The sequence below is a fragment of the Micromonospora sp. SL4-19 genome (assembly GCF_047921475.1).
In the GTDB taxonomy this organism is placed as follows: Bacteria; Actinomycetota; Actinomycetes; order Mycobacteriales; family Micromonosporaceae; genus Micromonospora.
On record NZ_JBLROB010000020.1, the window covers coordinates 1 to 23,270 of the forward strand.

Genomic DNA, 23,270 nt, shown 5'->3' on the forward strand with positions numbered 1-23,270 from the left:
GACCCGGGTCGTCAGGATGTGCGGCTCGGTCTCCAGCCGCAGCCGCTCCTGCGGATACAGCGGGGTGAGCTTGTAGAACTCCGGCCGGCGCTTCGCCTCCTCCGGCTCCATCCCGTTGATGGTGTCCAGCCGGACCAGCGGGACGTGCCGGCTCCGACGGGGTACGGCGGCGACCGCGCCGGTGATGAGGTCGCCGCGGCGCAGGCCGTATCGGCGTACCTGGGCGGGCGTGACGTACGCGTCCGCGGCAGAGGGCAGGTAGCCGTCGACGCGGACCAGGGCGTGGTCGTCGACGGTGTCGACGACGCCGGTGAGCGGGACCGGCGCGATGGTGTCGGTGTTGTTCATCCGATGCCTTTCGGTGTCGCCGTCGCCGGTGGGGCGACGGGTGGTGGGAAACGGTGGAAGGACAGATCACGGCGCGCGGAGACGTCCGGGTCGCGCCGGGAGGGGCGCGTTGGTAGGGCCGCGCCGGGGCGTCCGGCCGGGCCGTGACGGCGCGAAGGCGGTGCTGACAAGACGGCCCGATCAGCCGCCGACGGTTCGGCGGCCGATCGGAATGTCGACCGGCGAGGAAGTCGAGGCGGCGGATCCGCACGACTGTCGGCGGTGATCAGTGACCGGGCGGACGATGCGCCGAGCGGTCGGGAGAGAGAAGACACCGGGTGGCGCCATGCGCCGGCATCCGGGTCCACTGGCAGGCTAACCCGAGAGCGTCGGGCGAGCAAGCACGCCGTGGCTGGGACTGCCTGCCGGTGCGCCGACGTTCACCGGGGTTGGCGGCTCGGCGGTACGGTTGGGCGGTGCCAAGATCGGATGCTCCGTTGTACGCGGCTGCGGATGTTCATGGCCACCGGTCCGAGCTGCGGGACGCGCTGCGTGAGGCGGGGCTGGTCGACCGCTCGGGGGGATGGTCCGGGGGCAACGCCCGGCTGTGGCTGCTCGGCGACTACGTCGATCGCGGCCCGGACGGCATTGGTGTCATCGATGATGTTCGGCAGCTTGCCGCTTCCGCCCCGGCCGCGGGCGGCACCGTGCGGGCCTTGCTGGGCAACCACGAGGTGCAGCTGCTCGCCGCGCACCGGTTCGGCGAGGCGCCGGTCGCCGGGTGGGACGAGCCAGGCGGCTTCCGAGGTGGTTGGGCGCGGTTCGGCGGGCGTGCGGACGATCTGCGCCGATTGACGCCGCAGCACGTCGCCTGGATCACGAGCCTGCCCGCGGTCGCGGTGGTCGACGGGTACCTGCTCGTCCACTCCGACACCGCGCGCTACCTGGAGTTGGGATCGAGTGTCGCCGCGATCAACGCGGCCGTGACGGCGGCCCTGACCTGCTCGGACAGCGCCAGGTGGCTGGCGTTCTGCGGGCGGATGAGCGATCGTGGTGCGTTTCGTGACGCCGACCCGGCGCGCCCGGACGACCCGGTGTCCACGATGCTGCGCACGCTCGGCGGCGAGCTGCTCGTACACGGGCACAGTACGCTCACCAAGCACTTCGGTGTGGCTCCGCCGGATGTCCGGGAGCCGCTCTGGTACGCCGGCGGCCGAGTGGTCGCCATCGATGGCGGGGTGTACGAGGGTGGCCGGATCCTGCTCACCCGGCTGTGCTGAACCGTTGCCGAGGTCGGCTCAGTGTCCCCGGGCTATCCACTCGTCGAGGTGGGGCGACTCGGCGCCGACAGTGGTGTCGTCGCCGTGTCCGGTGTGGACCACGGTCTCCGGCGGCAGGGTGAGCAGCCGGGTCCGGATCGACTCGATGATGGTGCCGAAGTCGCTGTAGGAGCGGCCGGTCGCGCCGGGCCCGCCGGCGAACAGGGTGTCGCCGGTGAAGACCGCGCGAAGGTCGGGGGCGTGCAGGCTGCACGCGCCCGGGCTGTGGCCGGGGGTGTGCAGCACCCGCAGCGTGGTCCCGCCGACCTGGACGGTCTGGCCGTCGGTCAGCTCCCCGTCCGGCGGGATGTCCGGGTGGACCAGATCCCAGAGCACCCGGTCGGCGGGATGCAGCAGCACCGGAGCGCCGGTGGCCCGGGCCAGCTCGGGTGCGACCCGTACGTGGTCGTCGTGGGCGTGGGTGGCCAGGATGGCGACCACCCGGCGATCGCCGACGACCCGACGGATCGCTGCCACGTCGTGCGGCGCGTCGACGACGACACACTCGGTGTCGTCGCCGATCACCCAGACGTTGTTGTCGACGTCGAAGGTCTGCCCGTCGAGGGAGAAGGTGCCGGAGGTGACGGTGTGGTCGACGCGGGCGGTCACGGGAAGACCACCACCGAGCGGAGCACGTCGCCGTGGTGCATCCGGGTGAACGCCTCTTCGACCTGGTCGAGGGCGATCTCCTCGGTGACGAACGCGTCCAGGTCGAGGCGGCCCTGCTTGTACAGCTCGGTGAGCATCGGGAAGTCGCGGCTGGGCAGGCAGTCGCCGTACCAGCTGGACTTGAGGGCGCCGCCGCGGCCGAAGACGTCCAGCAGCGGCAGCTCGACCTTCATCTCCGGGGTGGGTACGCCCACCAGCACCACCGTGCCGGCCAGGTCCCGCGCGTAGAAGGCCTGCTTCCAGGTCTCCGGGCGGCCCACCGCGTCGATCACCACGTCGGCGCCGAAGCCGCCCGTCGCGGCGCGGATCGCCTCGACCGGATCTTCCTCCGACGCGTTGACGGTGTGCGTGGCACCGAACCGGCGCGCCCAGTCGAGCTTGCGGGAGTCGGTGTCCACCGCGATGATCGTCGTCGCCCCGGCCAGGGCCGCACCGGCCACCGCGGCGTCGCCGACGCCGCCACAGCCGATCACCGCGACCGAATCGCCCCGGGTCACCTGGCCGGTGTTCATCGCCGCGCCGAGGCCAGCCATCACGCCGCAGCCGAGCAGGCCGACGGCGGCCGGCCGGGCCGCCGGGTCGACCTTGGTGCACTGACCGGCGTGGACCAGCGTCTTCTCCGCGAACGCGCCGATGCCCAGGGCGGGCGAGAGCACCGTGCCGTCGGTGAGGGTCATCTTCCGGGCGGCGTTGTGGGTGTTGAAGCAGTACCAGGGGCGGCCCCGCCGGCAGGCCCGACACGTGCCGCAGACGGCCCGCCAGTTGAGCACCACGAAGTCGCCGGGAGCCACGTCGGTGACCCCCTCCCCCACCTGCTCGACGACGCCGGCGGCCTCGTGGCCGAGCAGGAACGGGTAGTCGTCGGTGATGCCGCCCTCGCGGTAGTGCAGGTCGGTGTGGCACACCCCGCAGGACTGGACGCGGACCACCGCCTCGCCCGGCCCCGGGTCGGGCACCACGATGGTGGTGAGTTCCACCGGCGCACCCTTGCGCCGCGACACGACTCCCCGGACTTCCTGGCTCACGGTCCCTCCCGCCTGTGTCGGTCTCCGTTCCCTTCGCGAACCTACCGCCGATCACCACTGGTGGCCCACCGGTGCGCGGCGGGTTATCTCGCGCGTCGCGGGGTACGCGGGGTCCGATTCCGCATCCCGACGGGAGTGATCATGAAGCTGACGCATGCGCCGCTCCGGGTCAGCATCGGCGCGTTCATTCTGAATTCCGGGCTCAGCAAGCGCGGCTTGGAGGGCGAGGCCGCGCAGGCGGTGCACGGCATGGCGGTCGGCGCGGTCCCCCAGCTGGAACAGTTGGGGCCGGATCGGTTCGCCAAGGTGTTGTCCCGGGGCGAGATCGCGCTCGGCGCCGCGCTGCTCGTGCCGTTCGTGCCGTCGCTGCTGGTCGGTGCGGCGTTGACCGCGTTCGGTGCCGGGCTGGTGCAGCTCTACCTCAAGACGCCGGGGATGCGGGAGCCGAACAGCTTGAAGCCCACCCAGGCCGGCACCGGCCTCGCCAAGGACGTCTGGCTGGTCGGTGCCGGCATCACCCTGATGCTGGACGCGCTGACCCACCGTCGCCGGGCCCTCTGACCGCCACGGCGTGCGGCCGGATCACTCGCGGTGGTGGCCGGTCTGCCCGCGGTCAGGCGGCGGCCGGCGCGGGGACGGCGACGGCGGTCTGCTCGGCCGCGTGCCGGCGGCGGGCGGCGTTGCGGTAGCGCAGCACCTGGACCGCGCCGAGGGCCCAGAGCAGGTACTGCACGGCGAACGCCCAGCGGAACGCGTCCAGCGGCGGGGTGCTCCGCCCGGCCGGGGTGGCCAGGTCGAGGACCACGCCGACAGCCAGCACCAGCAGGATCGAGGCGACGAACCCGCCGACGTTGACGATGCCGGTGGCGCTGCCGATCCGGTGCACCGGGTTGAAGGTGCGCGCGTAGTCGAAGCCGATCATCGAGCCGGGGCCGTTGACGGCCAGCACGACGACGAGGGCCACCAGCAGCCCGTGCGGCGCGCGGCCCGGCCAGGCCAACACGACCGCCCAGACCGCGGCGGTGCCGGCGGTGATCGCGAAGACCAGCACCGAACGGCGGAACGGGTGCCGGGCGCACAGGTGCGCGATCACCGGGCCGCAGGCCAGGGTCACCACGGTCATCAGGGTGAGCAGGGCGGCTGCCGCGGTGGGCGAGAGCCCCTGCCCCTGCACCAGGAACGGGTAGCCCCAGAGCAGCGCGAACACCGAGCCGGAGAACTGGGTGACGAAATGGGCCCACAGGCCGAGCCGGGTGCCCGGCTGGGCCCAGGCCTCGGCGAGCTGCCGGCGCACGGCGCGCAGGTCGGGGGCGGCGGTGGTGTGCGCGGTGTGCGGGGTGTCGCGTACCGCGACGAGCACGAGCAGCAGCACGGTCGCGCCGAGCGCCGCCGCGGTGAGGAACGCGGGCGTCCAGCCGGCGTGGTGCAGCAGCGCCACCAGGGGTACCGCGGCGAGCACCGCCCCGAGCTGCCCGACGGTGCCGGTGAGCTGCACCAGCAGCGGGTTCCGCCGGCCGGGGAACCAGAACGCCACGATGCGCAGCACGCTGATGAAGGTCATCGCGTCGCCGAGGCCGACCAGCACGCGGGCGGCGACGGCGAGGCGGACGTCGGTGGCGACGGCGAAGCACAGCTGGCCGGCGACCATCAGCACGCCGCCGGCCAGCAGCAGCCGGCGGGAGCCGAACCGGTCGAGCAACACCCCGACGGGCACCTGCATGGCCGCGTACACGGCGAGCTGGGCGACGGAGAAGGTCGCGAGGGCGGCGGCGTTGATGTGGAAACGGTCCGCCGCGTCCACCCCGGTGACGCCGAGCGTGCTGCGGTGGAAGACGGCAGCCAGGTAGGCGGTCACCGCGACGACGTAGACCAGGGTGGCGGGGCGACGGGAGGCGACTGTACGGGCGGCGCCGCTCACCGCAGCGTCCGCAGCACGGTCGCGGCGTTGTCGACGTGCGCGCCGACCGCGTCGAGCCAGACCTGCGGGTCGTCGCCGTCGAGGGCGGCGAGCTGGCTGGCGTGCTCGGCGAGCACCACGTCGGCCCAGCCCGGCGAGAGGCGGAAGCTGGCCTCCCCCATCCGCAGCTGCCGGTCGCGCAGCCGGTGGTACAGCTCGGCGAGGATCTCGTTGCCGGCCGCCTCCACGACCGTCGCGTGGAAGGCCCGGTCGGCGGCCATCAGGGCGGTGACGTCGCCGACGGCGTGCGCCCGGCGCATCTCGTCGAGCCAGCGGGCCAGGTCGGCCTTGAGCTCGGCCCGGCGGGGCCAGATCCGCTCGGCGGCGTGCAGCTCGACCAGCCGCCGCGCCTCGATGACGTCGGTGATCTCCCGGGCGGACACCGGCCGGATCAGCGCGCCGCGCTTCGGGTAGAGGGCGACCAGGCCCTCCGCCTCCAGGCGCAGCAGCGCCTCCCGTACGGGGGTGCGGGAGACCCCGGCCGCCTCGGCGATCTCACCCTCGCTGATCAGCAGGCCGCCCGGGTAGACCTGCTCCAGGATGGCCCGCTTGAGGTGCTGGTACGCCCGCTCGGCGGCGGACGGCGCAGCGGCGCGCGCGGAGGCGGTGGGATGCGTCATGTATCTATGGTGCGTACCGGGTGCAGGAGAGGGTGCCGGTGGGCCCACGAAGGTGGCCCACGCCACGCGGCGACGCCGGGAGAGCGGGGGCGACGCTGCCACGGATCGCCTCAGTCGGGGCGCAGGGCGATCACCCCGTCGTCGCCGAGGCCGAACCGGGTCCGGTACGGCGCGCCGAGCCCGTCGAGCAGGTCCGCCAGCCAGCGAGCCTCCTGCGGGGCGGCCGGTTCCAGCCGCATCCGCCGCATCCGTACCGGCACCAGCCGCAGCCGGCCCAGCTCGCCGGTGGCCGCGTCGAGCGTCGCCAGGTGCAGCAACCGCAGCTCGGGCCGGTACGACTCCTGCCCGCCGATCCCCTCGTAGTCGTCGATCAGGTCGCCGCAGCCGTAGAGGACGAGCCGCCCCCGGTACCGCTCGACCGGGCGGGGGTGGTGGGACGAGTGACCGTGGACCACGTGCACCCCGGCGTCGACCAGCGCGTGGGCGAACTCGACGTGCTCGTCCGGAACCTCGTGGCCCCAGTTGGAGCCCCAGTGCACCGAAACCACCACCCGGTCCCCCGGCCCCGCCTCCCGCGCGATCCGGTCGGTGAGCGCCTCGGCCGACGCCGCCGAGACGTCCGGCAGGTACGCCACCCCCGGCCGCCCGGCCGCCGCGGCCCACGGCGGGTACACCCCGCTGGACGGGGCGCCCACCGACCAGACCAGCACCCGGCGGCCGTCGCCGAGCGGCACCACGGCCGGCCGCCACGCCTCGTCGGCGCCCCGGCCGGCGCCGGCCGTCCTGATGCCCGCCCCGTGCAGGGCGTCGAGGGTGTCGGCGAGCCCGGCGGGACCGAAGTCGAGGACGTGGTTGTTGGCCAGTGCGCACACGTCGAGGCGGGCGGCGGTCAGGCAGGCCAGGTTCGCCGGGTGCATCCGGTAGTGAATGCCCTTGGCGGGGGCGTACTCGCCCCGGCCGGTCACCGACGTCTCCAGGTTCACGATCCGGACGTCCGGACGCAGCGCGTCCAGCAGCCGCAGCGCCGCACCCCACGGCCACTCGGGCGGAGCCGGGCGCGGCACCGGCCCGTTGACCGACTCGGCCAGCTCGACGTAGCGGCGGGCGTCGGTGACCACCTGCTCGCGCAGCTCGGGCGGCCCCGGGTGGGGCAGGATCTGGTCCACGCCCCGGCCGGTCATCACGTCGCCGGCGAGGAAGAGGGTCACCTCGGCCATGGCGGCCGTCTTCCCGCCCCAGGCACTCCCGCACCTGCCGAACGACGGCAATCGGGCCGGCCCCCGTCCCAGGCGCCGCCGTTCTATCCTCGCCGCATGATGATCATGGACCGCGACGTGGCGATTGCCGCGGCGGGAGCCGGCGCCGCAGTCGTGCGCGCCCGGTACGGTGCACCACTGGCCCGCATCCAGAAGTCCGCGGGGGACTTCGCCACCGCTGCCGACATCGAGGCGGAGCAGGCGATCCTCGACGTTCTTCGGGCCGCCCGACCGGACGACGCGGTGCTCGGGGAGGAGAGTGGGCGCACCGGGGCCGACACCGCGGAACGCACCTGGCTGGTCGACCCGCTGTGCGGCACCCTGAACTACGCGGCGCGCATGCCCCTGGTCGCGGTCAACGTGGCGTTGCGGACCGGCTCCGGCACCGAGGTCGCCGCCGCGGCCGATCCCTTCGCCGGGGAGGTGTTCTGGACCGACGGCAATGCCGCCCACGTACGCCGCGACGGGGTGGACGAGCAGCTCACGCCGTCGGCCGAGTCACGCCTGGTCGACGTCAATCTCGACCCGCCGTTTCCGAACAGCCCCGCGTTCCGGGCCGTCCGGCTGCTCGCGAACCCGGAGTTCGTGGCGCGCTTCCGGCCGCGGGTGGTCTCCACGACCCTGGCGGTCACCTGGGTCGCCGCCGGTCGACGGGCGGCGTACGTGACCGACGGCCACCTGCGGGACAGCGTGCACTTCGCCGCCGGGATCGCCCTGTGCCGGGCCGCCGGATGCGTGGTGACCGGCATTCACGGGCAGCCGCTGCACACCGGCGCGGGCGGGCTGCTCGTCGCGGCGGACCACGACACGCACCGCGCCCTGCTGGCGCTCATCGCCGAGCAGCAGGAAGCGCCCAGAACTCGTTGACCAGCGTATAGAACTCCGCGGCCCGCTCGATCTGCGGCATGTGCCCGGTGTCGGCGAACAGGTGGGTGCGCGCCCTCGGCAGCCGGGCCCGGACGGCCGCCAGATGGTGCGCGGGCAGGATCAGGTCCCGGTCGCCCCAGACCACCAGGATGGGCAGGTCCAGCGCGGCCACCGCGGCGAGCAGCTCCTCGCGCCACTGCGGCCGTACGCCCCGCCAGGTGCCCAGGCTGCGGACCAGCTCCAGCATCACCCGCGCGGCGTGCGGCTGCCGGGCCGCGGCGAGAGCCGTGCCGATCCGCTCCTCGGTGACGTAGGCCGGGTCGTGGAAGATGGCCCGCTCGGCGCGGCGGGCGATCGCCGGGTGCGGGCGTAGCAGCAGCCGGCCCAGCGGACGCAGCGCGAGCAGCCGCAGCGCGACGGTGACCTCCCGGCCGAAGCCGGCGCTGTTGACCAGCACCAGGCTCGCCACCCGGGCCGGGTCGTCGGCGGCGAGCCGCATCGCCACCGCCCCACCGAGGGAGTTGCCGACCAGGTGCGCGGGGCCGGTGATCCCGGCGGTGGACAGGGCCTCGGCGACGGCCGCGGCCAGGGCCGGAAGGGTGTGCGGGGCGTCCAGCGGCGCGCTGCCGCCGTGGCCGGGAAGATCGAGACTGATCACGCGGTGGTCGGGTGCCAGCAGCTCGTGCTGGGCGGCGAAGTCGTCGAGGGTGCGCCCGATGCCGTGCAGCAGCACCACCGGCGGCCCGTCGCCGGTGATCCGGCGGCGAACCCGTCGGCCCACCACGGTCAGCCAGTCGGCGGGCGGCAGGGCGATCGTCACGCCGCCCGCTCCGGCTCGGACCCGGCGGGCTCCGGAGCCGGCCCGGGCGCCCGCACCCCGGCGACGCTCGCCCCCAGCGCCAGGATCCTGCCGTACGAGGCGGGGGCGAGCCGGGCCAGCAGGTCGGGCAGCTTCGCCGACCAGCCGATCAGCACCCGGCCCCGGCGGCGCTCGACGCCGCGCAGGATCACCTGGGCGGCCTTCGCCGGGTCGATGGAGAGCAGCTTCTCGAACCGCTGGCGGGCGACCTCGTACTCCTCGCGGGAGACGCCGGTGCCCACCCGGGCACTCTGCGCGATCCGGGTCCGGATGCCACCGGGGTGCACCGAGGTGACCCCGACGCCGTCGTCGACCAGCTCGTGCCGCAACACCTCGGTGAAGCCGCGAACGGCGAATTTGCTCGCCGAGTACGCCGCCTGCCCGGCCGGCCCGATCAGCCCGAACAGGCTGGAGATGTTCACGAGGTGGGCGCCCGGCTCGGCCTTGAGCGCGGGCAGCAACCCGTGGGTCAGCCGGACCACGGCCCGGAAGTTGATCTCAATGACCCAGAAGAACTCCTCCAGGCTGACCTGGTCGAACCGGCCGCCCAGCGCCACGCCGGCGTTGTTGACCAGCAGCCGGATCCGGGGATGCGCACGGTGGATCTCGGCGGCCGCCCGGTCGGTGGCGTCGGCGTCGGCGAGGTCGACGAGGTGGGCGTCGACGCGCCGGTCGGGGTGCGCGGCGCGGATCGCGGCGACCACCGCGTCGAGCCGCTCGGCGTCCCGGTCGAGCAGGACCAGGTCGGCGCCGCGCCGGGCCAGCCCATGGGCGAGGGCCTCGCCGATGCCGCTGGCCGCGCCGGTGACGACCGCGGTGCCGCCGGGAAAGACGAAGTCACGCATCGGTGCGCTCCTCTCAGGTCAGGCGACGGGCGCGGTGCGCTGGGCGGCGCCGTCGGGGGCGGGCGCGCCGGCCCGGGAGAAGCGGACGCCCTCGTCGGTGAGCCGGCCGCGCCGCATGAGCAGCACGTCCCGGGGATAATTCTGATGCAGCCGCCAGGGCGCCGCCGGGCCCTGTTTGGGCAGTTGGTCCACGGCGCGCAGCACGTACCCGGACTTCAGGTCGATGAGCGGCACCAGCTCGCCAGTGGCAGGGGCGAGCGGGGTGACGATCTGCTGGCCGGTGGCGTCGAGGTGACGCAGCAGCCGGCAGACGTACGTGGCGACCAGGTCTGCCTTGAGGGTCCAGGAGGCGTTGGTGTAGCCGATGGTCATGGCGAAGTTCGGCACGCCGGAGAGCATCATGCCCTTGTAGGCGACGGTCTGCGCCAGGTCGACCTCGGTGCCGTCCACGGCGAGGGTCATGCCGCCCAGGGCGAGCAGGTTGAGGCCGGTGGCGGTGACCACGACGTCGGCGGGCAGTTCCTCGCCGGAGCCGAGCCGGATGCCCTGCTCGGTGAAGGTGTCGATGGTGTCGGTGACCACCGACGCCCGCCCGGCGCTGACGGCGGCGAAGAGGTCGCCGTCGGGCACCACGCACAGCCGCTGGTCCCAGGGGTCGTAGCGGGGCGAGAAGTGGCGGTCGACGTCGTACCCGACCGGCAGGCTGCCCCTGGCGGCCCGGCGCAGGTACTTCTTCACCAGGCCGGGAGCGCGCCGGCTCAGCTGGTAGCTGGCCGTTCCGAGCAGCACGTTCTTCCAGCGCACCACGGAATACGCGGCCTTCGCGGGAAGCCAGCGCCGCAGCGCGTCGGCGAGCCGGTCGCGCGAGGGCAGCGCGATGACGTACGTGGGCGAGCGCTGAAGCATGGTGACGTGGCCGGCCCGCTCGGCCAGCGCCGGAACCAGCGTGACCGCAGTGGCGCCGCTGCCGATCACCACCACCCGCTTGCCGGTGTGGTCGAGGTCCTCGGGCCAGTGCTGCGGGTGCACGAGCCGGCCGGCGTACCGGTCGGCACCGGGAAACTCCGGGGTGTAACCGGAGTCGTAGCGGTAGTAGCCGGAGCAGGTGAACAGGAAAGAGCAGGTGAGCACGACCTCCTCGCCGGTGTCGTCGCGCCGGGCGCGCACGGTCCAGCGGGCCGCGGCGCTGTCCCACTCGGCGCGCACCACCCGGTGGTGGAAGCGGATGTGCTCCTGCACGCCGTGCTCCCGGGCGGTCTCGCGGACGTACTCGCGGATAAAGTCGCCGTCGGCGATCGCCTTCGGGTCGGTCCACGGCTTGAACGAGTAGCCGAGGGTGTACATGTCGGAGTCGGAGCGGATCCCCGGGTAGCGGAACAGGTCCCAGGTGCCGCCGACGGCGCCGCGGCCCTCGAGCACCGCGTAGGACTTGCCCGGACAGTTGCGTTGCAGGTGAACGGCGGCACCGACGCCGGAGAGCCCGGCACCGACGATGAGGACGTCGACGTGGTCGGGGGCCATCACATCTCCCGTTCGGGGCGGCATTGGTCGGGACACTATCCGCCACCGCTCGACACCATGTCGAGGGGGATCGACACGGTGTCGAGCGGAGCGGCGGCCGATCCGCCGCCGGCCTGATCGGTCATCCGGTGCGGATGAACTCCATGATCCAGTTCGTCTCCCAGGTCCGCTCCCCGTCGGTGGAGAACGCCTGTTCCCACCGGCACGAGGTGGGCGTAATCCCGGACCAGATGAACCGGCAGCGGACCGGCCGCCCCTCGTCGGTGTCGTCGGCGTAGAAGGTGCCGATGCCGTCGACGAACCGGCCCACCACCGGCGGCAGCTCGAGGACTCCCCGCCGACTGTTCATCCAGTAGATCGACCAGAGCCCGGTCGACGGGTCGAGGATCCGCACCGTCGACCCGGAGAAGCCACGGGCCGGGAAGCGGATCTCGTCGAAGCTGCCGGCGCCGTCGAAGAACGAGTGCGCGACCGTCGTTCCGGGGAACTCGTCCCAGTCGTCGCTGCCGACGTGTCGCTGTTTCAGCCGCCGGTTGGTCACGTTCCAGCTGCCGACGAAGAAGTCGAAGTCGCCCATCAGCGGCCCACCGGCCCTTCGGCGCGGGTGTCGGCCAGGTAGCCGGCCAGGTCGGGCCGGTCGGAGGCGAGCACATGGCGGATCCAGGCGGCGCGCTCGTGCTCCAGCACGCCCAGCTCCCACACGCAGCCCACCCCGGGGCGGTCCAGCGGGACGAAGTGTGCGGGGTTGTCGTCGGGGCAGTCCAGCGCGGGCTGGCCGGCGATAGCGATCCGGCACTCCACCACGTTGTCGAAGAACCAGCTGTACGCCAGCAGGTACGCCCCGGTGTCCGCGCCCCGGTGCAGCACCACCCAGCTCGCCGGCGGGGTGCCGCCGTCCGCCCCGGACAGCAGCTTCGGCAGGTACGCGTACGCGGCCTCGACCACGTGGGGTTCGAGGCGGCGGTCGGGCTGGTCGATGTGGTAGCGCTTGACGTGCCGGCCGGCGACCTCGACGGTTCCGGGCACGGTCAGTTCCTTGTCGTGGAAAGCCATGCCGGGACGGTATGACCGCTCCCCTGACAGGTACTGTCAGGGGAATGCGGGCCAGTCGTCTCCTGTCGATCCTGCTGCTGCTCCAGGCCCACGGCCGGCTGACCGCCGCCGAGCTGGCGCGCCGCCTGGAGGTCTCGGTCCGGACCGTCTACCGGGACGTCGAGTCGCTGCACGCCGCCGGCATCCCGCTGTACGGGGAGGCCGGCCACGCCGGCGGCTACCAGCTCGTCGACGGGTGGCGGACCCGGCTGACCGGGCTCACCGCCGAGGAGGCCGACCGGCTGCTCTTCGCCGGGCTGCCCGGACCGGCCGCCGAGCTCGGTTACCAGTCGGTCGTGGCCACCCTGCAACTCAAGCTACGGGCCGCGCTGCCGCCCCCGCTCGCCGACCGGGCCGCCCGACTCCAGGAACGTTTCCACCTGGACACCCCCGGCTGGTACTCCGACGGCGACCCGTCGCCGCATCTGGCGCCGGCCGCCGAGGCGGTGTGGGGCCAGCACCGGATCCGGGTCCGCTACCGCAGCTGGACCGGCGAGGTGACCCGGGTGCTGGAGCCGTACGGCCTGGTGCTCAAGGGCGGCCGCTGGTACTTGGTCGCGGCCCGGCCGGACCGGGCCGAGCCGGCCACCTACCGGGTCAACCAGATCCTCGACCTCACCCCGCTGGACGAGCCGTTCGACCGGCCCGAGTTCGACCTGCCCGCCTGGTGGCGGGAGCACGTGGTGGACTTTCGGGCCCGGCTGCACCGGGACGAGGCGACGATCCGGCTCTCCGCGCGCGGCCGGGAGCGACTGCGGGAGGTCGCCAGCGACGCGGTGGTCGCCGCGCTGGACGCCAGCGCCGGCCCGCCGGACGCGGCCGGCTGGATCCAGGCCGTCATCCCGATCGAGTCGCTCACCCACGCCCACGGCGACCTGCTCCGGCTCGGCGCCGAGGTGGAGGTCCTCTCCCCCGCGGCGCTGCGCGACCGCCTCGCCGACACGGCCGCCGCGCTCGCCGCGCTGTACCAGCGGCCACCGTCGCCGCCCGCTCGCTGACCGGGTCGCCGAAGCGCGCCGGGCGGCCACAGGCGAGTCCCGCCGGCTCCGAGTGGGAGTTGGCCGCGGCCGGGTCGTTGCCCGGGCAGCCGAAAGTGTGCCGGCCCGGCGGTCAGCGCAGCTCGCGCAGGATCGTACCCACGGTGGCAACGCCGCGCTCGATGTCGCCGGCGGTGTTCGCGGCGTAGCCGAGCACCAGGCCGGGCGGCTGCGGTCGCTGCCCGTGCCAGGACAGCGGCTGCACCTTGACGCCTCGGCGCAGCGTCGCGGCGGCCAACGCGACGTCGTCGACGTCACCGGGCAGGGTGACCAGCAGGTGCAGGCCGGCGGCGGCGCCGTGCACGACCGCCCCGGGCAGGTGGTCGCGGATCGCCCGGATCATCTCGTCCCGGCGGCGGACGTGCCGGCGGCGCAGCAGCCGCAGGTGCCGCTCCAGCGCCCCCGAGTCCATCAGCTCGGCCAGCACGAGCTGGGGCAGGGCCGCGTTGCCGAGGTCGGCCATCCGCTTGGCGGCCACCAGGGCGGCGTGATACCGGGTCGGCACCAGCACCCAGCCGATGCGCAGGGCCGGGGCGAGCAGCTTGGAGACGCTGCCGGTGTAGCAGACCCGCTCGGGCAGCATGCCCCGCAGCGCCGGCACCGGCGGCCGGTCGTAGCGGTGCTCGGCGTCGTAGTCGTCCTCGATGACCAGGCCGCCGCGCTGCGCCCACCGCAGCAGCCGGCGGCGCCGGTCGCCGTCGAGCACCACTCCGGTCGGGAACTGGTGCGCCGGGGTGAGCATCACCGCCGGGGCGCCGCTGGCCTCCAGCCGGTCGACGCGCAGCCCGTGCGCGTCGACCGGCACCGGCGGGGTGTCCAGCCGCCAGTTGCGCAGGTGCTGGCGTACGCCGAGGGAGCCGGGGTCCTCCACGGCGACGGTGTGCACGCCGTCGCCGTGCAGCACCTGGGCGAGCAGGCCGAGCGCCTGGGACACCCCGGCGACGATCACCACCTCGGCCGGGTCGACCCGGATGCCCCGGTTGCGGGCCAGCCAGGTGGCGACCGCGAGCCGCAGGGCGGGGGTGCCGGTCGGGTCGCCGTACCCGAAGTCGGCGGGCGCGAGGCGGTGCAGCACCGCGCGTTCCGCGCGCAGCCAGGCCGCGCGGGGGAACGCCGCCAGATCCGGTACGCCGGGCGTGAGGTCGAGCTCCGCCGGGGCGGTCCGCAGCGCGTCGAAGACGTCGGTGCCCGGCGGCGCGGCGAACACCTCGGCCGGGGCGGGTGGCTCCGGCGCGCGGGTGACCACCGCGGCGGGTGTGGCCACCACGACGGTGCCGGCGCGGCCGCGCCCCACCACGTGACCGTCCTCGGTGAGCCGCTGGTACGCCTCGGTCACCACGCCGCGGGAGACGCCCAGCTCGGCGGCGAGGACCCGGCTGGCCGGCAGACGGGTTCCCACCGGCATCCGGCCGTCGGCGATGGCGGCCCGCAGTCGGGCGGCCAGCCAGTCGGCACGCCCGCCGGGCGGGGCCTCGTCCACGTCGAGCTGGAGGAAGTCGGCGCCGGCCGTTATGGACCCCTCGGGTGCCGATGGTTTGGCCCTGTCCATCAGGCCATTATGGCCGCAGGGTGGACGGTGTGAGCATCGCCTTCCTGCTGACCACGCTGGTCGTGGTGGCCACCCCCGGGGCCGGGGTGGTGCTGCGGCGTGGTTTCGCCGGCAGCAGCTTCCTCGCCCTGGGCTGCGGCGGGCGCGGTCGCCAGGGCCTGGCGTACGGCCTGGTCGCGCTGGCCGGCGCGGTGATCGCCGTACCAGCCCGCGAGGGCCACGGCCGCCGCCAGGACGATCGCGACGACGAGCACGGGCACGGGTCGGATCCGCGCCGGGCGTCGACGCAGGACGGTCAGGACGCGCATCGGGTCTCCTCCCCGGTCAGCCGACGAACTGGAGCTTCGACACCAGCCAGTCGCCCGAGTCGCGGTCCCGGACCAGGTCGAGCTGGATCCGGTAGTGCGACGGGCGCCCGTCGGTTGCCTTCACGTTCTTCACTGTGGCGTCGACCGCCACCAGCACCACCGCGTGCCGGCGGTCCCCGGAGACCAGTCCGGCGCGCAGCACCGTGCCCTGCGACTGGACCTTGTTCTCCACGACGGCCGTACGGACCTGCGCCTGGCCGCGGGTGAACTCGTCCCTGAAGTCGCCGGTCGCCCCGGCCGTGATGCGTTGCAGGTCCCGGTCGACGCTGGCGGCGCTGACCGAGACGAAGTTGACGGCGGCCTGCCGGGCGGCGGCGACTGCCTCCCGCCGGGCCTGGTCGGTGGCCCGGTCGACGTACCAGCGGTGGCCGTAGACGCCGGCGCCGGCCAGGGCGGCGGAGAGCAGCACGACGAGCAGCGCGGTCACCGCCCGGCCTCGGCCGGGCGGCCCGGGCTCGGCCGGGGCGGACCGTCCCTTCTGCCCCGCGTCGGTGTCGGAGCCGGCGGCCGTGCCGACGGCCGCCGGGTCGGGCGAGTCCTCGGCCTCGGCGGGGCCGCCGACGGCAGTCAGGTCGCCGGCCTCCGCGAGGTTCTCCACCGGCTCCTGGTCGAGGCGTTCCAGCACCTCCTCGATCGGCTCGGCCGGTCGGGGCACGGCACGGGTGACCAGGCGGCGTCGCGGCGGGGGCGGGTCGCCGGCCTTGGCCCCCTTGATGACTTTCAGCGTGGTGTTCCTGCGGCTGGACACCGCCACCTCCTCCGGTACGCCGGTCACGGGGTGACCCCGGCGAGCAACAGCTGTTTCCAGGACTGGTCTCCGGCCGTGCGGTACTGGCCGCCGGACCCGCCGAACTGCAGCGGGCGGCCGTCGGAGCCCAGCACCAGGCCGGTCGCCGGGTCGTAGCCGGCGTTCGCACCCTCGTCGGACGGGGGCGGCGCGGGTTCCCGGCCGGACGGTCGGGGCGCGTTCTGCGCCCCGCGTACGCTCGCGCCCGCGGCGCGTTCGGTGCCGCCGCACCGGGTGCCGCCGCCCTGGTAGACGCAGGCCGGCGGGTCTCCGGCGTTGACCACGAGGCCGAGGTGGGCGGTGCCGTCGCCCGGGGTGACCGTGAACCCACCGGCCACCGCGATCGGGTAGACCACCAGGATCTGCTCGATGCCGGGCAGTCGTCGCGCGGCGATCCCGTTGACGGTGACCAGGTTGCCGAGCAAAGTCCCGATGTCCGGTTCCAGGCCGCGCAGCAGCGCCCGCAGCTCGACGCCGGCCGGCGGCCCGGTGGCCAGCAGCCGCCGCAGGTCCGGGTCGGCGGCGCGGACGGTGGCGGCGAGCTGCGCCAGGCCGGCCGACCAGCGCCGCAGCGCCTCGGCGGACTCCGCCTGGGTGGTGAGCACGGTCCGCGCGTCGCGGATCAGCGTGAGCGTCTCGGGCAGCCGGGCGTCCGCCTCGGTGAGCAGGGCGTCGCCGGCGTCGAGGATCCGGGCGAGGGCCTGCTCGTTGCCCTCGAAGGCGGTGCCCAGCTCGGTGATCAGCACGGTCAGGTTGTCCGGGTCGACCGAGCGGACCAGGGCGTCGAGGTTGGTCAGCAGGGCCTCCGGGGCGAGCGGGAGCCCGGTCCGGTCGGCCGGGATGACGGCGCCGTCGGCGAGGTAGGGCCCGCCGTCACGGTCGGGGCGCAAGTCGAGGTACTGCTCCCCGACGGCCGACCGTTGGGTGACCACGGCGCGCAGCGCGTCGGGCACCCGTATGCCCCGGTCGATGCGCAGGTCGGCGCGGACCCCGTCGCCGTGCAGGCAGACGGCGGTGACCCGGCCGACGGGCACGCCGCGGTAGGTGACCGGGGCGTTGGCGAACAGGCCGCCGGCGCGGGCGAGATCGACGTGGACCACATAGCCGGCGTTGAGGAGCCGGTCGCCAAGGCCGACGTAGCGGATCCCGACGTAGCCGATGCCGAGAACGCTCACCAGCACGAAGGCGATGACCTGGAGTTTCGCGGTACGCCCGATCATTTGATCAGCCCTCCACCCAGCACGTCGGTCAGGCCGCCCAGCTGGCCGACGACAGCCCCGGTCACCGGGAGCACGCAGTCGGCGGTGAGCACGGTGCCGGCGGGCAGTTCGGTGCCGGCGGGGAACGCCGTGCCGGGCGGCACGAGGCCCTTGGGCAGCAGCAACCCGCCGAGGGGCACGGCCGAGCCGGGCTTGAGCAGCCGACAGCCCTCCGGCAGCCCGCACTCCTCCGGCGGGGTCCAGGTGGCCGGGAAGTTCTTCAGGTCCGGCAGGCACTTGGTCAGCGGCAACTCGGGGAGGACGCCGCCACCGGGCTTACCGCCGGGCCGGGCCGGGCCGGTGGCGGGTGGCCGGGGCGTAGCCGGGGCCTTGGCCCGGGGGGCCTGCGATGCCGGGGCAGGCGCGGCGGCCACCAGGTTGGCCAGGATGCTGGCGGCGTCCAGGTCGGCGGTGACGGAGAGGTTGACGAAGTCGCCCACGATCGCGCCGGTGACGTTCGGCGGGAACGGATACGACAGCATGAAGTCCAGTGACTTCGGCAGGTCGTCGCCGGCCCGGGCGAGCTGTTCCAGGATCGGTTGCAGCGCCCGTACGGCGGCCACGGTGTCTGCCCGGCTGCGCTCGACCACCCGGGTGCCGACTGCGCCGAGCTGCCCGAGTGCGGTCAGCGCCTTGGTGAGCTGGGCGCGTTGCCGCGCCAGGACGGTCACGCCGGGCGCGAGGGAGTCGAGCGCATCGCCGAGGACCTGCCGTTGCCGGGCCAGGCGATCGGTGAGCCGGTCGAGGGCGTCGATGGCGCGGACGATGTCCGCCTTCTGCCGGTCGAGGCCGCCGATGAACGTGTCGAGCTGGGTCAGGGTGTCCCGGAGGGCGGATTCGCGGCCGGCGAGGGCCGTGCCGAGTTCGGCGTTGATGGTCCTGATCTGGGCCAGGCCACCGCCGTTGAGCAGCAGGCCGAGGGCGGCGAGGACCTCCTCGACCTCGGCGCCCCGGGTGGTGCGGGACAGCGGGATGAGGTCGCCGTCGGCGAGCCGGCCGCGGGCCGGCTCGGCAGGTGGCGGGGCCACCGCCACGTACTTCTCGCCGAGCAGGCTGCTCTGGCGTACGGCGGCGGTGGCGTTCGCGGGCAGCCGCACCGCGCGGTCGATACGCAGCCGGACCCGGGCGTGCCAACCGGACAGGGAGATCTTCTCCACGCTGCCGACGGTGACGTCGTCGACCTTGACGGCCGCCTGTGGCACCAGGTCGAGCACGTCGGCGAACTCGGCGGTGACGGTGTAGCCGGTGCCGGTCGGCCTGCCGCCGGGCAGCGGCAGGTCCGCGACCTCGGGCAGGCCGCAGCCGGCGGGCAGCAGGGCCACCACCAGTGCGCCAGCAACCAGGCGGAGCAGGCGGGCGGTCACGCCGGCCGCCGCAGGATGCCGCCGAGGGTGGGGTCACTCGTGGTGGTGGGGGGGCCGCCCGGCGCCTCGGCGGGGATCGGCGCACCGGGGGAGCTGATGGAGCCCGGTGGGGACCCGCCGGCCGCCGGGGCGCCGGGCGGCAGCTTGAGCAGCTTGCGTAGCTGGTCGGTCAGGGGTAGACCGCGCCCGCGCAGGGTCTGCGCGAGCGCGGTGCACTTCGCCGGCACCTCGGCGACCGGAAGCTGGTCCACCATCAGCGAGCAGACGAAGGTGGCCGGGTCGTACGGGCCGAGCGGGTTGTCACGGGTGTCCAGGGTGCCCGAGCGCGGGTTGTAAGCGAGGTTGAGGTTGCCCAGGGCCAGCGGGGCCACGTCGAGGATCTGGATGACGGCCTGCTGCTGGCGGACCAGGACCCGGGTGATGTCGGCCAGCGCGGTGACGTTGGAGGTGAGCGCGGTCCGGTTCTGCCGGACGAAGGCGGTGACGTCGGCCAGTGCCGCGGCCAGGTTGCGCAGGGCGGCGGCCAGTTCCTCCTTCTCCCCCGCGAGCTGCTCGGCGACGTCGGCCAGCTGCTGGTTGAAGCGGTGTACCTGCTGGTCGCTGGCGGCCAGGGTGGTGGTGAAGCGTTGCAGGTTGGTCACCGTCCCGAACAGGTCGCCGCGCCCGTCGGAGAGGGTGGTCAGCGCGCGGGAGAGCGCGTCGAGGGTGTCGTGCAGGTTGGCGCCGTTGCCTTCCAGGTTGGCCCGGCCGGTCGCGACCAGATCGGACAGGGCGCCGTCGGCGTTGGCGCCCTGCGGGCCGAGGGTCCGGTTGAACTCGTCGAGCGCCTGGTAGATGTCGTCGATCTCCATCGGGGCGGCGGTCCGCCCGACGGGGATCTCGGCGCCGTCGGCGAGCGCGGTCCCGCCGGTGAACGCCGGGGTGAGCTGCACGTACCGGTCGCTGACCACGCTGGGCGGGACGATCAGCGCCTGGGCGTCGGCGGGGACCCGTAACGTCGGGTCGTAGCGCATCTCGACGCGGACGGTGCGCCCCTGCGGGATGACCTTCTCGACCTGGCCGACGCGCACCCCGAGCACCCGCACGTCGGAGCCGGCGTAGACCCCGACCGCCCGGGTGAAGTACGCGACGACCCGCCGTTGCGGTGTCTCGTGCCGCCACACCACCGTCCCGGCGGCGACGGCGGTGAGCAGGACGGTGGCCGCGGCGAGGGGACGCCGCCAACGCTGGATGAGCCCGGGCATCAGCGCCCTCCCGGGGTGGGCAGGTACGGCTGGAGCAGGCCGTCGACGTACGAGTCGAACCAGCGGCCGTTGCCGACCACGTTGGCGAAGGCGGTGACGAACGGTCCCATCCGCCGGATGGTCTGCTCCAGGTCGTCGCGGTTGCGTTGTAGGACGGCGACCACGTCGCGCAGCTTGCGCAGCGCCGGTTCGAGCTGGGTGCGGTTGTCGGCGACCAGACCGGACAGCTGGGTGGCGAGCTGGTCGGTGCCGACGAGGAGTTGGTGGATGGCGTCCCGGCGGCGGCTGACCTCGGTGAGCAGCTTCTCCCCGTCGGTGACCAGCTTGCGGAACTCCTCGTCGCGTTGGGCGAGCACGCCGGTGACGTCCCGGGCCCGGGCGAGCAGGCTACGCAGCTCGGCGTCGCGGCTGGCGACGGTACGGGACAGCCGGGACAGCCCGGTCAGCGAGGTGGTGACGCTGGCGGGGGTGTCGGCGAAGGTCTCGGACAGGGTGGTGAACGCCTGCGCGAGCTGGTCGGTGTCGACCTTGTCGAGGGTGTCGGCGAGCCCGGTGACCGCCTGCACCACGTCGAACGGGGCGGCGGTGCGGTCGAGCGGGATCTGCCCGTGCTCGGGCAGCTTGCCCGGGCCGGCCGGGGACAGGGCGAGGTATTTCTGGCCGAGCACGGTCTTGATGCGGATGGTGGCGCCGGTGTCGCCGCCGAGGCGTACGCCGTCGTCGTCGACCCGGAAGCGGACCCGCACGTACGGCTGGGGGTCGTGGGCGAGTTCCACCGCGGTGACCACGCCGACCCGGACCCCGGCCACCCGGACCTCGTTGCCGGTGGCGAGGCCGCTGGCGTCGTGGAACGCCGCCTGGTAGGCGCGGCCGGTGAGCGCGGCCAGCCGGTCGAGCTGGAAGGCGCCGAGCAGGGCGGCGATGATGACGGCCAGCCCGACCGCGCCGACGACGACGGGGTTGCGTTCGCGGAAGGGTTTCACTGGCTGCCTCCGGTGGCGCAGCGGGCGGCGGTGGCGCTGACGCCGGGCGTGGTCAGCGGCGGCTGGCCGGCGACGGCCACCCGGCCGTCGAAGTCGCAGAGGTAGAAGTTGAACCAGGAGCCGTACGACGCGACCCGGGTCAGCGACTCGTAGCGCTGCGGCAGCCGGCCCAGCGTGGCGTCGATGACGGCGGAGTTGCGGTCGAGGGTGCCGGCCAGGTCGTCGAGGGCGCGGACGTCGGCGGCCAGCGGCGGCCGGGTCTGGCGCAGCAGCCCGGCGGTGGTGTCGGTGAGGTCGGCGAGGTTGACCAGCGCCTCGCCGATGGCGGCGCGGTCGGCGGACAGCCCGGAGACGAACTGCTGGAGCTGGGTGACGCTCTGATCCAGCTCGCGGTCGCGGGTGGCCACCGTGGCCAGGACGTTGTTGAGGTTGGTGACGACCCGGCCGATCACGGCGTCCCGGTCGGCGAGGGTGGTGGTCAGCGAGGCGGTCCGGCGCAGCAGGCTGGCCACCGTGCCGCCCTCGCCCTGCAGCACCTGGATGATCTCGTACGCGAGCTTGTTGACGTCGTCCGGGTTGAGCGCGGTGAACAGCGGCCGGAAGCCGTTGAACAGCACGGTCAGGTCCAGCGCCGGCTTCGTCTTGGTGAGCGGGATCAGCCCGTCGGCCGGCAGCGGCCGGCCGTCCCCGGGTCCCTCGGCCAGCGCCAGGTAGCGCTGCCCGACCAGGTTGCGGTAGCGGATCGCGGCGCGGGCGCTGGTGGCCACCGGCACGTCCCGGTCGACGGTGAAGGCGACCTCGGCGACGGTGTCGTCGACCACGGCGATGTCGCTGACCTTGCCGACGCGCACCCCGGCGATGCGCACGTCGTCGCCGGGGAGCAGCCCGGTGACGTCGGTGAACCGGGCCCGGTAGGTGACCCCGTCGGGCGGGAACGCGCCGAGGGTCTGGGCGAGCAGCCCGGTGGCCAGCAGCGTCACCGCGGCGAAGACCAGCAGCTTGACCAGCGCGGACGTCGTCTTCCCGGTCATCGGGCGTTCACCACCGCACCGCGCAGCAAGGGTCCCCACAGCAGCACCGCGATGTCGGGCACCTCGGCCGGGGGTGTGCCGGTGAGCCCACCCACGAGGGGTTTGACCAGGGCCTGTTCCTCGGTGGTGCCGGCTCGGCCCATCGTCGGCGACGATCCGGTGGGCGCGCCCGCCGGCCCGGTCGGCAGGCCGACCGGCAGGAGTGGGCGGGTGCGGGTACCGCCGTGGTCGTAGCCGTCGGCGACGGGCACCTCCGAAGCGGGCACCGGGGGGTCCGGCAGGTGCCGGCAGTTCGGACCGTCGTGGGCGGCGTAGGCCGGCTCGTCGCGGCCCCGCTCATACGGGCCGCCGTCGCGGGTGACCTCCAGGGTGATGTGCATCCGGCCGCCGGCGAAGACCTCCTCGACGCGGGGTTGCAGGGCGACCAGCCCGCGGACCAGGCACGGGTACTCGGGGGCGTAGGTGGCGAGCAGTTCCAGCACCGGACGGCTGACCTGGCCGAGCTGGATGAGCTGGTCGCCGTGCCGGTCGAGGAAGCCGCGGGTGGTGTCGGCAGTGTCGGTGGTGTCGGCGAGGAACGCGGCGAGCTGGCCGCGCTGGTCGCTGATCGTGCCGGCGGTGACGGTGACGTCGCGCAGCAGCGCCAGCAGGTCGGGCAGCGCGGCGTGGTAGCTGTCCAGCACGAGGACGAGCTGGCGGACGTCCTCGGCGACGGCCGGCAGCTGCGGGTTGAGCTGGCGCAGATACGCGTCGAGTCGGGTGAGGTTCGCCCCGAGCTGGTCGCCGCGTCCCTCCAGGACGGTGGAGATTGCGCCGAGGGTGGCGGCCAGCTGGTCGGGTCGGATGGCCTGCAGCAATGGCAGGGCCTGGTCGAGCACCCGTTCCAGCTCGATGGCGGTACGGCTGCGGTCCTGGCTGATGACCGCGCCGTCGCGGATCGGTCCGGCGGTGCTGGTGGGCGGCGGGAGCAGCTCCACGTACCGCTCCCCGAAGAGGGTCTTGGGCAGCAGCCGCGCGGTCACGTCGGCGGGAATCCGGTCGGTGGTGGCCGGATCGAGTGCGAGGCGGATGACGGCTCCGCCACCGTCGCTACGGACCGACCGGACGTCGCCGACCACGACGCCGCGGACCTTGACGTCGGCGCCTTCGAGGAGTTGCAGGCCGGCCCGGTCGGCGTGCAGGGTGACCCGGTCGACCGGGGTGAACGCCTTGCGGTAGTGCAGGACGGAGGCGGTCAGCGCCGCGGCCAGCAGGGCGATGAAGACGATGCCGAGCAGCCGGTGTCTCATGG

General features: G+C 74.2%; 23 protein-coding genes and 1 pseudogene. 4 read left to right on the forward strand and 20 right to left on the reverse strand.

Annotated elements, in window-relative coordinates; genetic code table 11:
* A pseudogene (locus ACNAVT_RS21595) lies at positions 1-399 on the reverse strand (transcription termination factor Rho); the annotation flags it as partial.
* A 404-nt stretch (positions 400-803) separates the two neighbouring features.
* On the opposite strand from ACNAVT_RS21595, the gene ACNAVT_RS21600 reads away from it, so the two are divergent.
* Positions 804-1,607 carry a metallophosphoesterase gene (locus tag ACNAVT_RS21600; protein WP_416298909.1) on the forward strand — a complete coding sequence of 268 codons (804 nt, stop codon included), beginning with the start codon at positions 804-806 and terminating at the stop codon, positions 1,605-1,607.
* Between the two features lie 18 nt (positions 1,608-1,625).
* On the opposite strand, the gene ACNAVT_RS21605 is transcribed toward ACNAVT_RS21600, so the two are convergent.
* A complete protein-coding gene (locus ACNAVT_RS21605) occupies positions 1,626-2,255 on the reverse strand; it encodes an MBL fold metallo-hydrolase (protein WP_416298910.1) in 630 nt (209 codons plus the stop codon).
* Entirely contained in the window at positions 2,252-3,340 is a 1,089-nt protein-coding gene (locus tag ACNAVT_RS21610; RefSeq protein ID WP_416298912.1) for an S-(hydroxymethyl)mycothiol dehydrogenase, read from the reverse strand. The genes ACNAVT_RS21605 and ACNAVT_RS21610 overlap by 4 nt, the downstream gene beginning before the upstream one ends.
* 141 nt (positions 3,341-3,481) lie before the next feature.
* Between ACNAVT_RS21610 and ACNAVT_RS21615 the strand changes: the two genes are divergently transcribed.
* A complete protein-coding gene (locus ACNAVT_RS21615) occupies positions 3,482-3,901 on the forward strand; it encodes a hypothetical protein (RefSeq protein WP_416298914.1) in 420 nt (139 codons plus the stop codon).
* Between the two features lie 52 nt (positions 3,902-3,953).
* On the opposite strand, the gene ACNAVT_RS21620 is transcribed toward ACNAVT_RS21615, so the two are convergent.
* From ACNAVT_RS21620 to ACNAVT_RS21630, 3 genes are all read right to left on the reverse strand, one after another.
* Positions 3,954-5,258 carry an MFS transporter gene (locus ACNAVT_RS21620; protein ID WP_416298916.1) on the reverse strand — a complete coding sequence of 435 codons (1,305 nt, stop codon included), beginning with the start codon at positions 5,256-5,258 and terminating at the stop codon, positions 3,954-3,956.
* Entirely contained in the window at positions 5,255-5,917 is a 663-nt protein-coding gene (locus ACNAVT_RS21625; RefSeq protein WP_416298917.1) for a GntR family transcriptional regulator, read from the reverse strand. Before ACNAVT_RS21625 ends, ACNAVT_RS21620 begins: the two co-directional genes overlap by 4 nt.
* 110 nt (positions 5,918-6,027) lie before the next feature.
* Positions 6,028-7,134 carry a CapA family protein gene (locus tag ACNAVT_RS21630; protein ID WP_416298919.1) on the reverse strand — a complete coding sequence of 369 codons (1,107 nt, stop codon included), beginning with the start codon at positions 7,132-7,134 and terminating at the stop codon, positions 6,028-6,030.
* Between the two features lie 96 nt (positions 7,135-7,230).
* Here ACNAVT_RS21630 and ACNAVT_RS21635 point away from each other — a divergent pair, with 96 nt between their 5' ends.
* Entirely contained in the window at positions 7,231-8,040 is an 810-nt protein-coding gene (locus ACNAVT_RS21635) for an inositol monophosphatase family protein (RefSeq protein ID WP_416298921.1), read from the forward strand.
* On the opposite strand, the gene ACNAVT_RS21640 is transcribed toward ACNAVT_RS21635, so the two are convergent.
* The 5 genes from ACNAVT_RS21640 to ACNAVT_RS21660 all read right to left on the reverse strand — a co-directional run bounded on the left by ACNAVT_RS21640 (position 8,003) and on the right by ACNAVT_RS21660 (position 12,318).
* The gene (locus tag ACNAVT_RS21640) at positions 8,003-8,860 is read right to left on the reverse strand and encodes an alpha/beta fold hydrolase (RefSeq protein ID WP_416298922.1); all 858 of its coding nucleotides are present in this window, start codon (positions 8,858-8,860) and stop codon (positions 8,003-8,005) included. The genes ACNAVT_RS21635 and ACNAVT_RS21640 overlap by 38 nt on opposite strands.
* Complete coding sequence (locus tag ACNAVT_RS21645; protein ID WP_416298923.1) at positions 8,857-9,744, reverse strand: SDR family NAD(P)-dependent oxidoreductase; 888 nt, start codon at positions 9,742-9,744, stop codon at positions 8,857-8,859. The genes ACNAVT_RS21640 and ACNAVT_RS21645 overlap by 4 nt, the downstream gene beginning before the upstream one ends.
* A gap of 18 nt (positions 9,745-9,762) precedes the next feature.
* Positions 9,763-11,265 (reverse strand): flavin-containing monooxygenase, encoded by a 1,503-nt coding sequence (locus ACNAVT_RS21650; protein ID WP_416298925.1) that lies wholly within the window; start codon positions 11,263-11,265, stop codon positions 9,763-9,765.
* A 121-nt stretch (positions 11,266-11,386) separates the two neighbouring features.
* Entirely contained in the window at positions 11,387-11,842 is a 456-nt protein-coding gene (locus tag ACNAVT_RS21655; RefSeq protein ID WP_416298927.1) for a hypothetical protein, read from the reverse strand.
* Positions 11,842-12,318, reverse strand: coding sequence for a hypothetical protein (locus ACNAVT_RS21660; RefSeq protein WP_416298929.1), 477 nt, complete (start codon positions 12,316-12,318; stop codon positions 11,842-11,844). The genes ACNAVT_RS21655 and ACNAVT_RS21660 overlap by 1 nt, the downstream gene beginning before the upstream one ends.
* A gap of 44 nt (positions 12,319-12,362) precedes the next feature.
* Here ACNAVT_RS21660 and ACNAVT_RS21665 point away from each other — a divergent pair, with 44 nt between their 5' ends.
* On the forward strand, positions 12,363-13,355 hold the full coding sequence (locus ACNAVT_RS21665; RefSeq protein WP_416298931.1) for a helix-turn-helix transcriptional regulator: 993 nt from the start codon (positions 12,363-12,365) through the stop codon (positions 13,353-13,355).
* Between the two features lie 112 nt (positions 13,356-13,467).
* On the opposite strand, the gene ACNAVT_RS21670 is transcribed toward ACNAVT_RS21665, so the two are convergent.
* The 9 genes from ACNAVT_RS21670 to ACNAVT_RS21710 are packed head-to-tail and all read right to left on the reverse strand — an operon-like array spanning position 13,468 to position 23,268.
* On the reverse strand, positions 13,468-14,943 hold the full coding sequence (locus ACNAVT_RS21670; protein ID WP_416298932.1) for a PLP-dependent aminotransferase family protein: 1,476 nt from the start codon (positions 14,941-14,943) through the stop codon (positions 13,468-13,470).
* On the reverse strand, positions 14,943-15,251 hold the full coding sequence (locus ACNAVT_RS21675) for a hypothetical protein (RefSeq protein ID WP_416298933.1): 309 nt from the start codon (positions 15,249-15,251) through the stop codon (positions 14,943-14,945). Before ACNAVT_RS21675 ends, ACNAVT_RS21670 begins: the two co-directional genes overlap by 1 nt.
* A 16-nt stretch (positions 15,252-15,267) precedes the next feature.
* The gene (locus tag ACNAVT_RS21680) at positions 15,268-16,059 is read right to left on the reverse strand and encodes a hypothetical protein (protein WP_416298934.1); all 792 of its coding nucleotides are present in this window, start codon (positions 16,057-16,059) and stop codon (positions 15,268-15,270) included.
* Positions 16,060-16,082: 23 nt separating this feature from the next.
* Complete coding sequence (locus tag ACNAVT_RS21685; protein WP_416298936.1) at positions 16,083-17,318, reverse strand: MCE family protein; 1,236 nt, start codon at positions 17,316-17,318, stop codon at positions 16,083-16,085.
* Positions 17,315-18,721 carry an MCE family protein gene (locus ACNAVT_RS21690; protein ID WP_416298937.1) on the reverse strand — a complete coding sequence of 469 codons (1,407 nt, stop codon included), beginning with the start codon at positions 18,719-18,721 and terminating at the stop codon, positions 17,315-17,317. The genes ACNAVT_RS21685 and ACNAVT_RS21690 overlap by 4 nt, the downstream gene beginning before the upstream one ends.
* The gene (locus ACNAVT_RS21695) at positions 18,718-19,965 is read right to left on the reverse strand and encodes an MCE family protein (RefSeq protein WP_416298939.1); all 1,248 of its coding nucleotides are present in this window, start codon (positions 19,963-19,965) and stop codon (positions 18,718-18,720) included. Before ACNAVT_RS21695 ends, ACNAVT_RS21690 begins: the two co-directional genes overlap by 4 nt.
* On the reverse strand, positions 19,965-20,948 hold the full coding sequence (locus tag ACNAVT_RS21700) for an MCE family protein (protein WP_416298941.1): 984 nt from the start codon (positions 20,946-20,948) through the stop codon (positions 19,965-19,967). Before ACNAVT_RS21700 ends, ACNAVT_RS21695 begins: the two co-directional genes overlap by 1 nt.
* On the reverse strand, positions 20,945-21,979 hold the full coding sequence (locus ACNAVT_RS21705; protein WP_416298943.1) for an MCE family protein: 1,035 nt from the start codon (positions 21,977-21,979) through the stop codon (positions 20,945-20,947). The genes ACNAVT_RS21700 and ACNAVT_RS21705 overlap by 4 nt, the downstream gene beginning before the upstream one ends.
* Positions 21,976-23,268: an MCE family protein gene (locus ACNAVT_RS21710; RefSeq protein ID WP_416299054.1), complete on the reverse strand. Its 1,293-nt coding sequence runs from the start codon at positions 23,266-23,268 to the stop codon at positions 21,976-21,978. The genes ACNAVT_RS21705 and ACNAVT_RS21710 overlap by 4 nt, the downstream gene beginning before the upstream one ends.
* Positions 23,269-23,270: the final 2 nt, after the last annotated feature.

Bases quoted from the DNA above. Each gene is read 5' to 3' on its own strand.
- ACNAVT_RS21685 (WP_416298936.1), bottom strand. From the start codon at position 17,318: ATGATCGGGCGTACCGCGAAACTCCAGGTCATCGCCTTCGTGCTGGTG.
- ACNAVT_RS21655 (WP_416298927.1), bottom strand. From the start codon at position 11,842: ATGGGCGACTTCGACTTCTTCGTCGGCAGCTGGAACGTGACCAACCGG.
- ACNAVT_RS21695 (WP_416298939.1), bottom strand. From the start codon at position 19,965: ATGCCCGGGCTCATCCAGCGTTGGCGGCGTCCCCTCGCCGCGGCCACC.
- ACNAVT_RS21660 (WP_416298929.1), bottom strand. From the start codon at position 12,318: ATGGCTTTCCACGACAAGGAACTGACCGTGCCCGGAACCGTCGAGGTC.
- ACNAVT_RS21645 (WP_416298923.1), bottom strand. From the start codon at position 9,744: ATGCGTGACTTCGTCTTTCCCGGCGGCACCGCGGTCGTCACCGGCGCG.
- ACNAVT_RS21670 (WP_416298932.1), bottom strand. From the start codon at position 14,943: ATGGACAGGGCCAAACCATCGGCACCCGAGGGGTCCATAACGGCCGGC.
- ACNAVT_RS21705 (WP_416298943.1), bottom strand. From the start codon at position 21,979: ATGACCGGGAAGACGACGTCCGCGCTGGTCAAGCTGCTGGTCTTCGCC.
- ACNAVT_RS21615 (WP_416298914.1), top strand. From the start codon at position 3,482: ATGAAGCTGACGCATGCGCCGCTCCGGGTCAGCATCGGCGCGTTCATT.
- ACNAVT_RS21630 (WP_416298919.1), bottom strand. From the start codon at position 7,134: ATGGCCGAGGTGACCCTCTTCCTCGCCGGCGACGTGATGACCGGCCGG.
- ACNAVT_RS21675 (WP_416298933.1), bottom strand. From the start codon at position 15,251: ATGCGCGTCCTGACCGTCCTGCGTCGACGCCCGGCGCGGATCCGACCC.
- ACNAVT_RS21635 (WP_416298921.1), top strand. From the start codon at position 7,231: ATGATGATCATGGACCGCGACGTGGCGATTGCCGCGGCGGGAGCCGGC.
- ACNAVT_RS21650 (WP_416298925.1), bottom strand. From the start codon at position 11,265: ATGGCCCCCGACCACGTCGACGTCCTCATCGTCGGTGCCGGGCTCTCC.
- ACNAVT_RS21665 (WP_416298931.1), top strand. From the start codon at position 12,363: ATGCGGGCCAGTCGTCTCCTGTCGATCCTGCTGCTGCTCCAGGCCCAC.
- ACNAVT_RS21710 (WP_416299054.1), bottom strand. From the start codon at position 23,268: ATGAGACACCGGCTGCTCGGCATCGTCTTCATCGCCCTGCTGGCCGCG.
- ACNAVT_RS21625 (WP_416298917.1), bottom strand. From the start codon at position 5,917: ATGACGCATCCCACCGCCTCCGCGCGCGCCGCTGCGCCGTCCGCCGCC.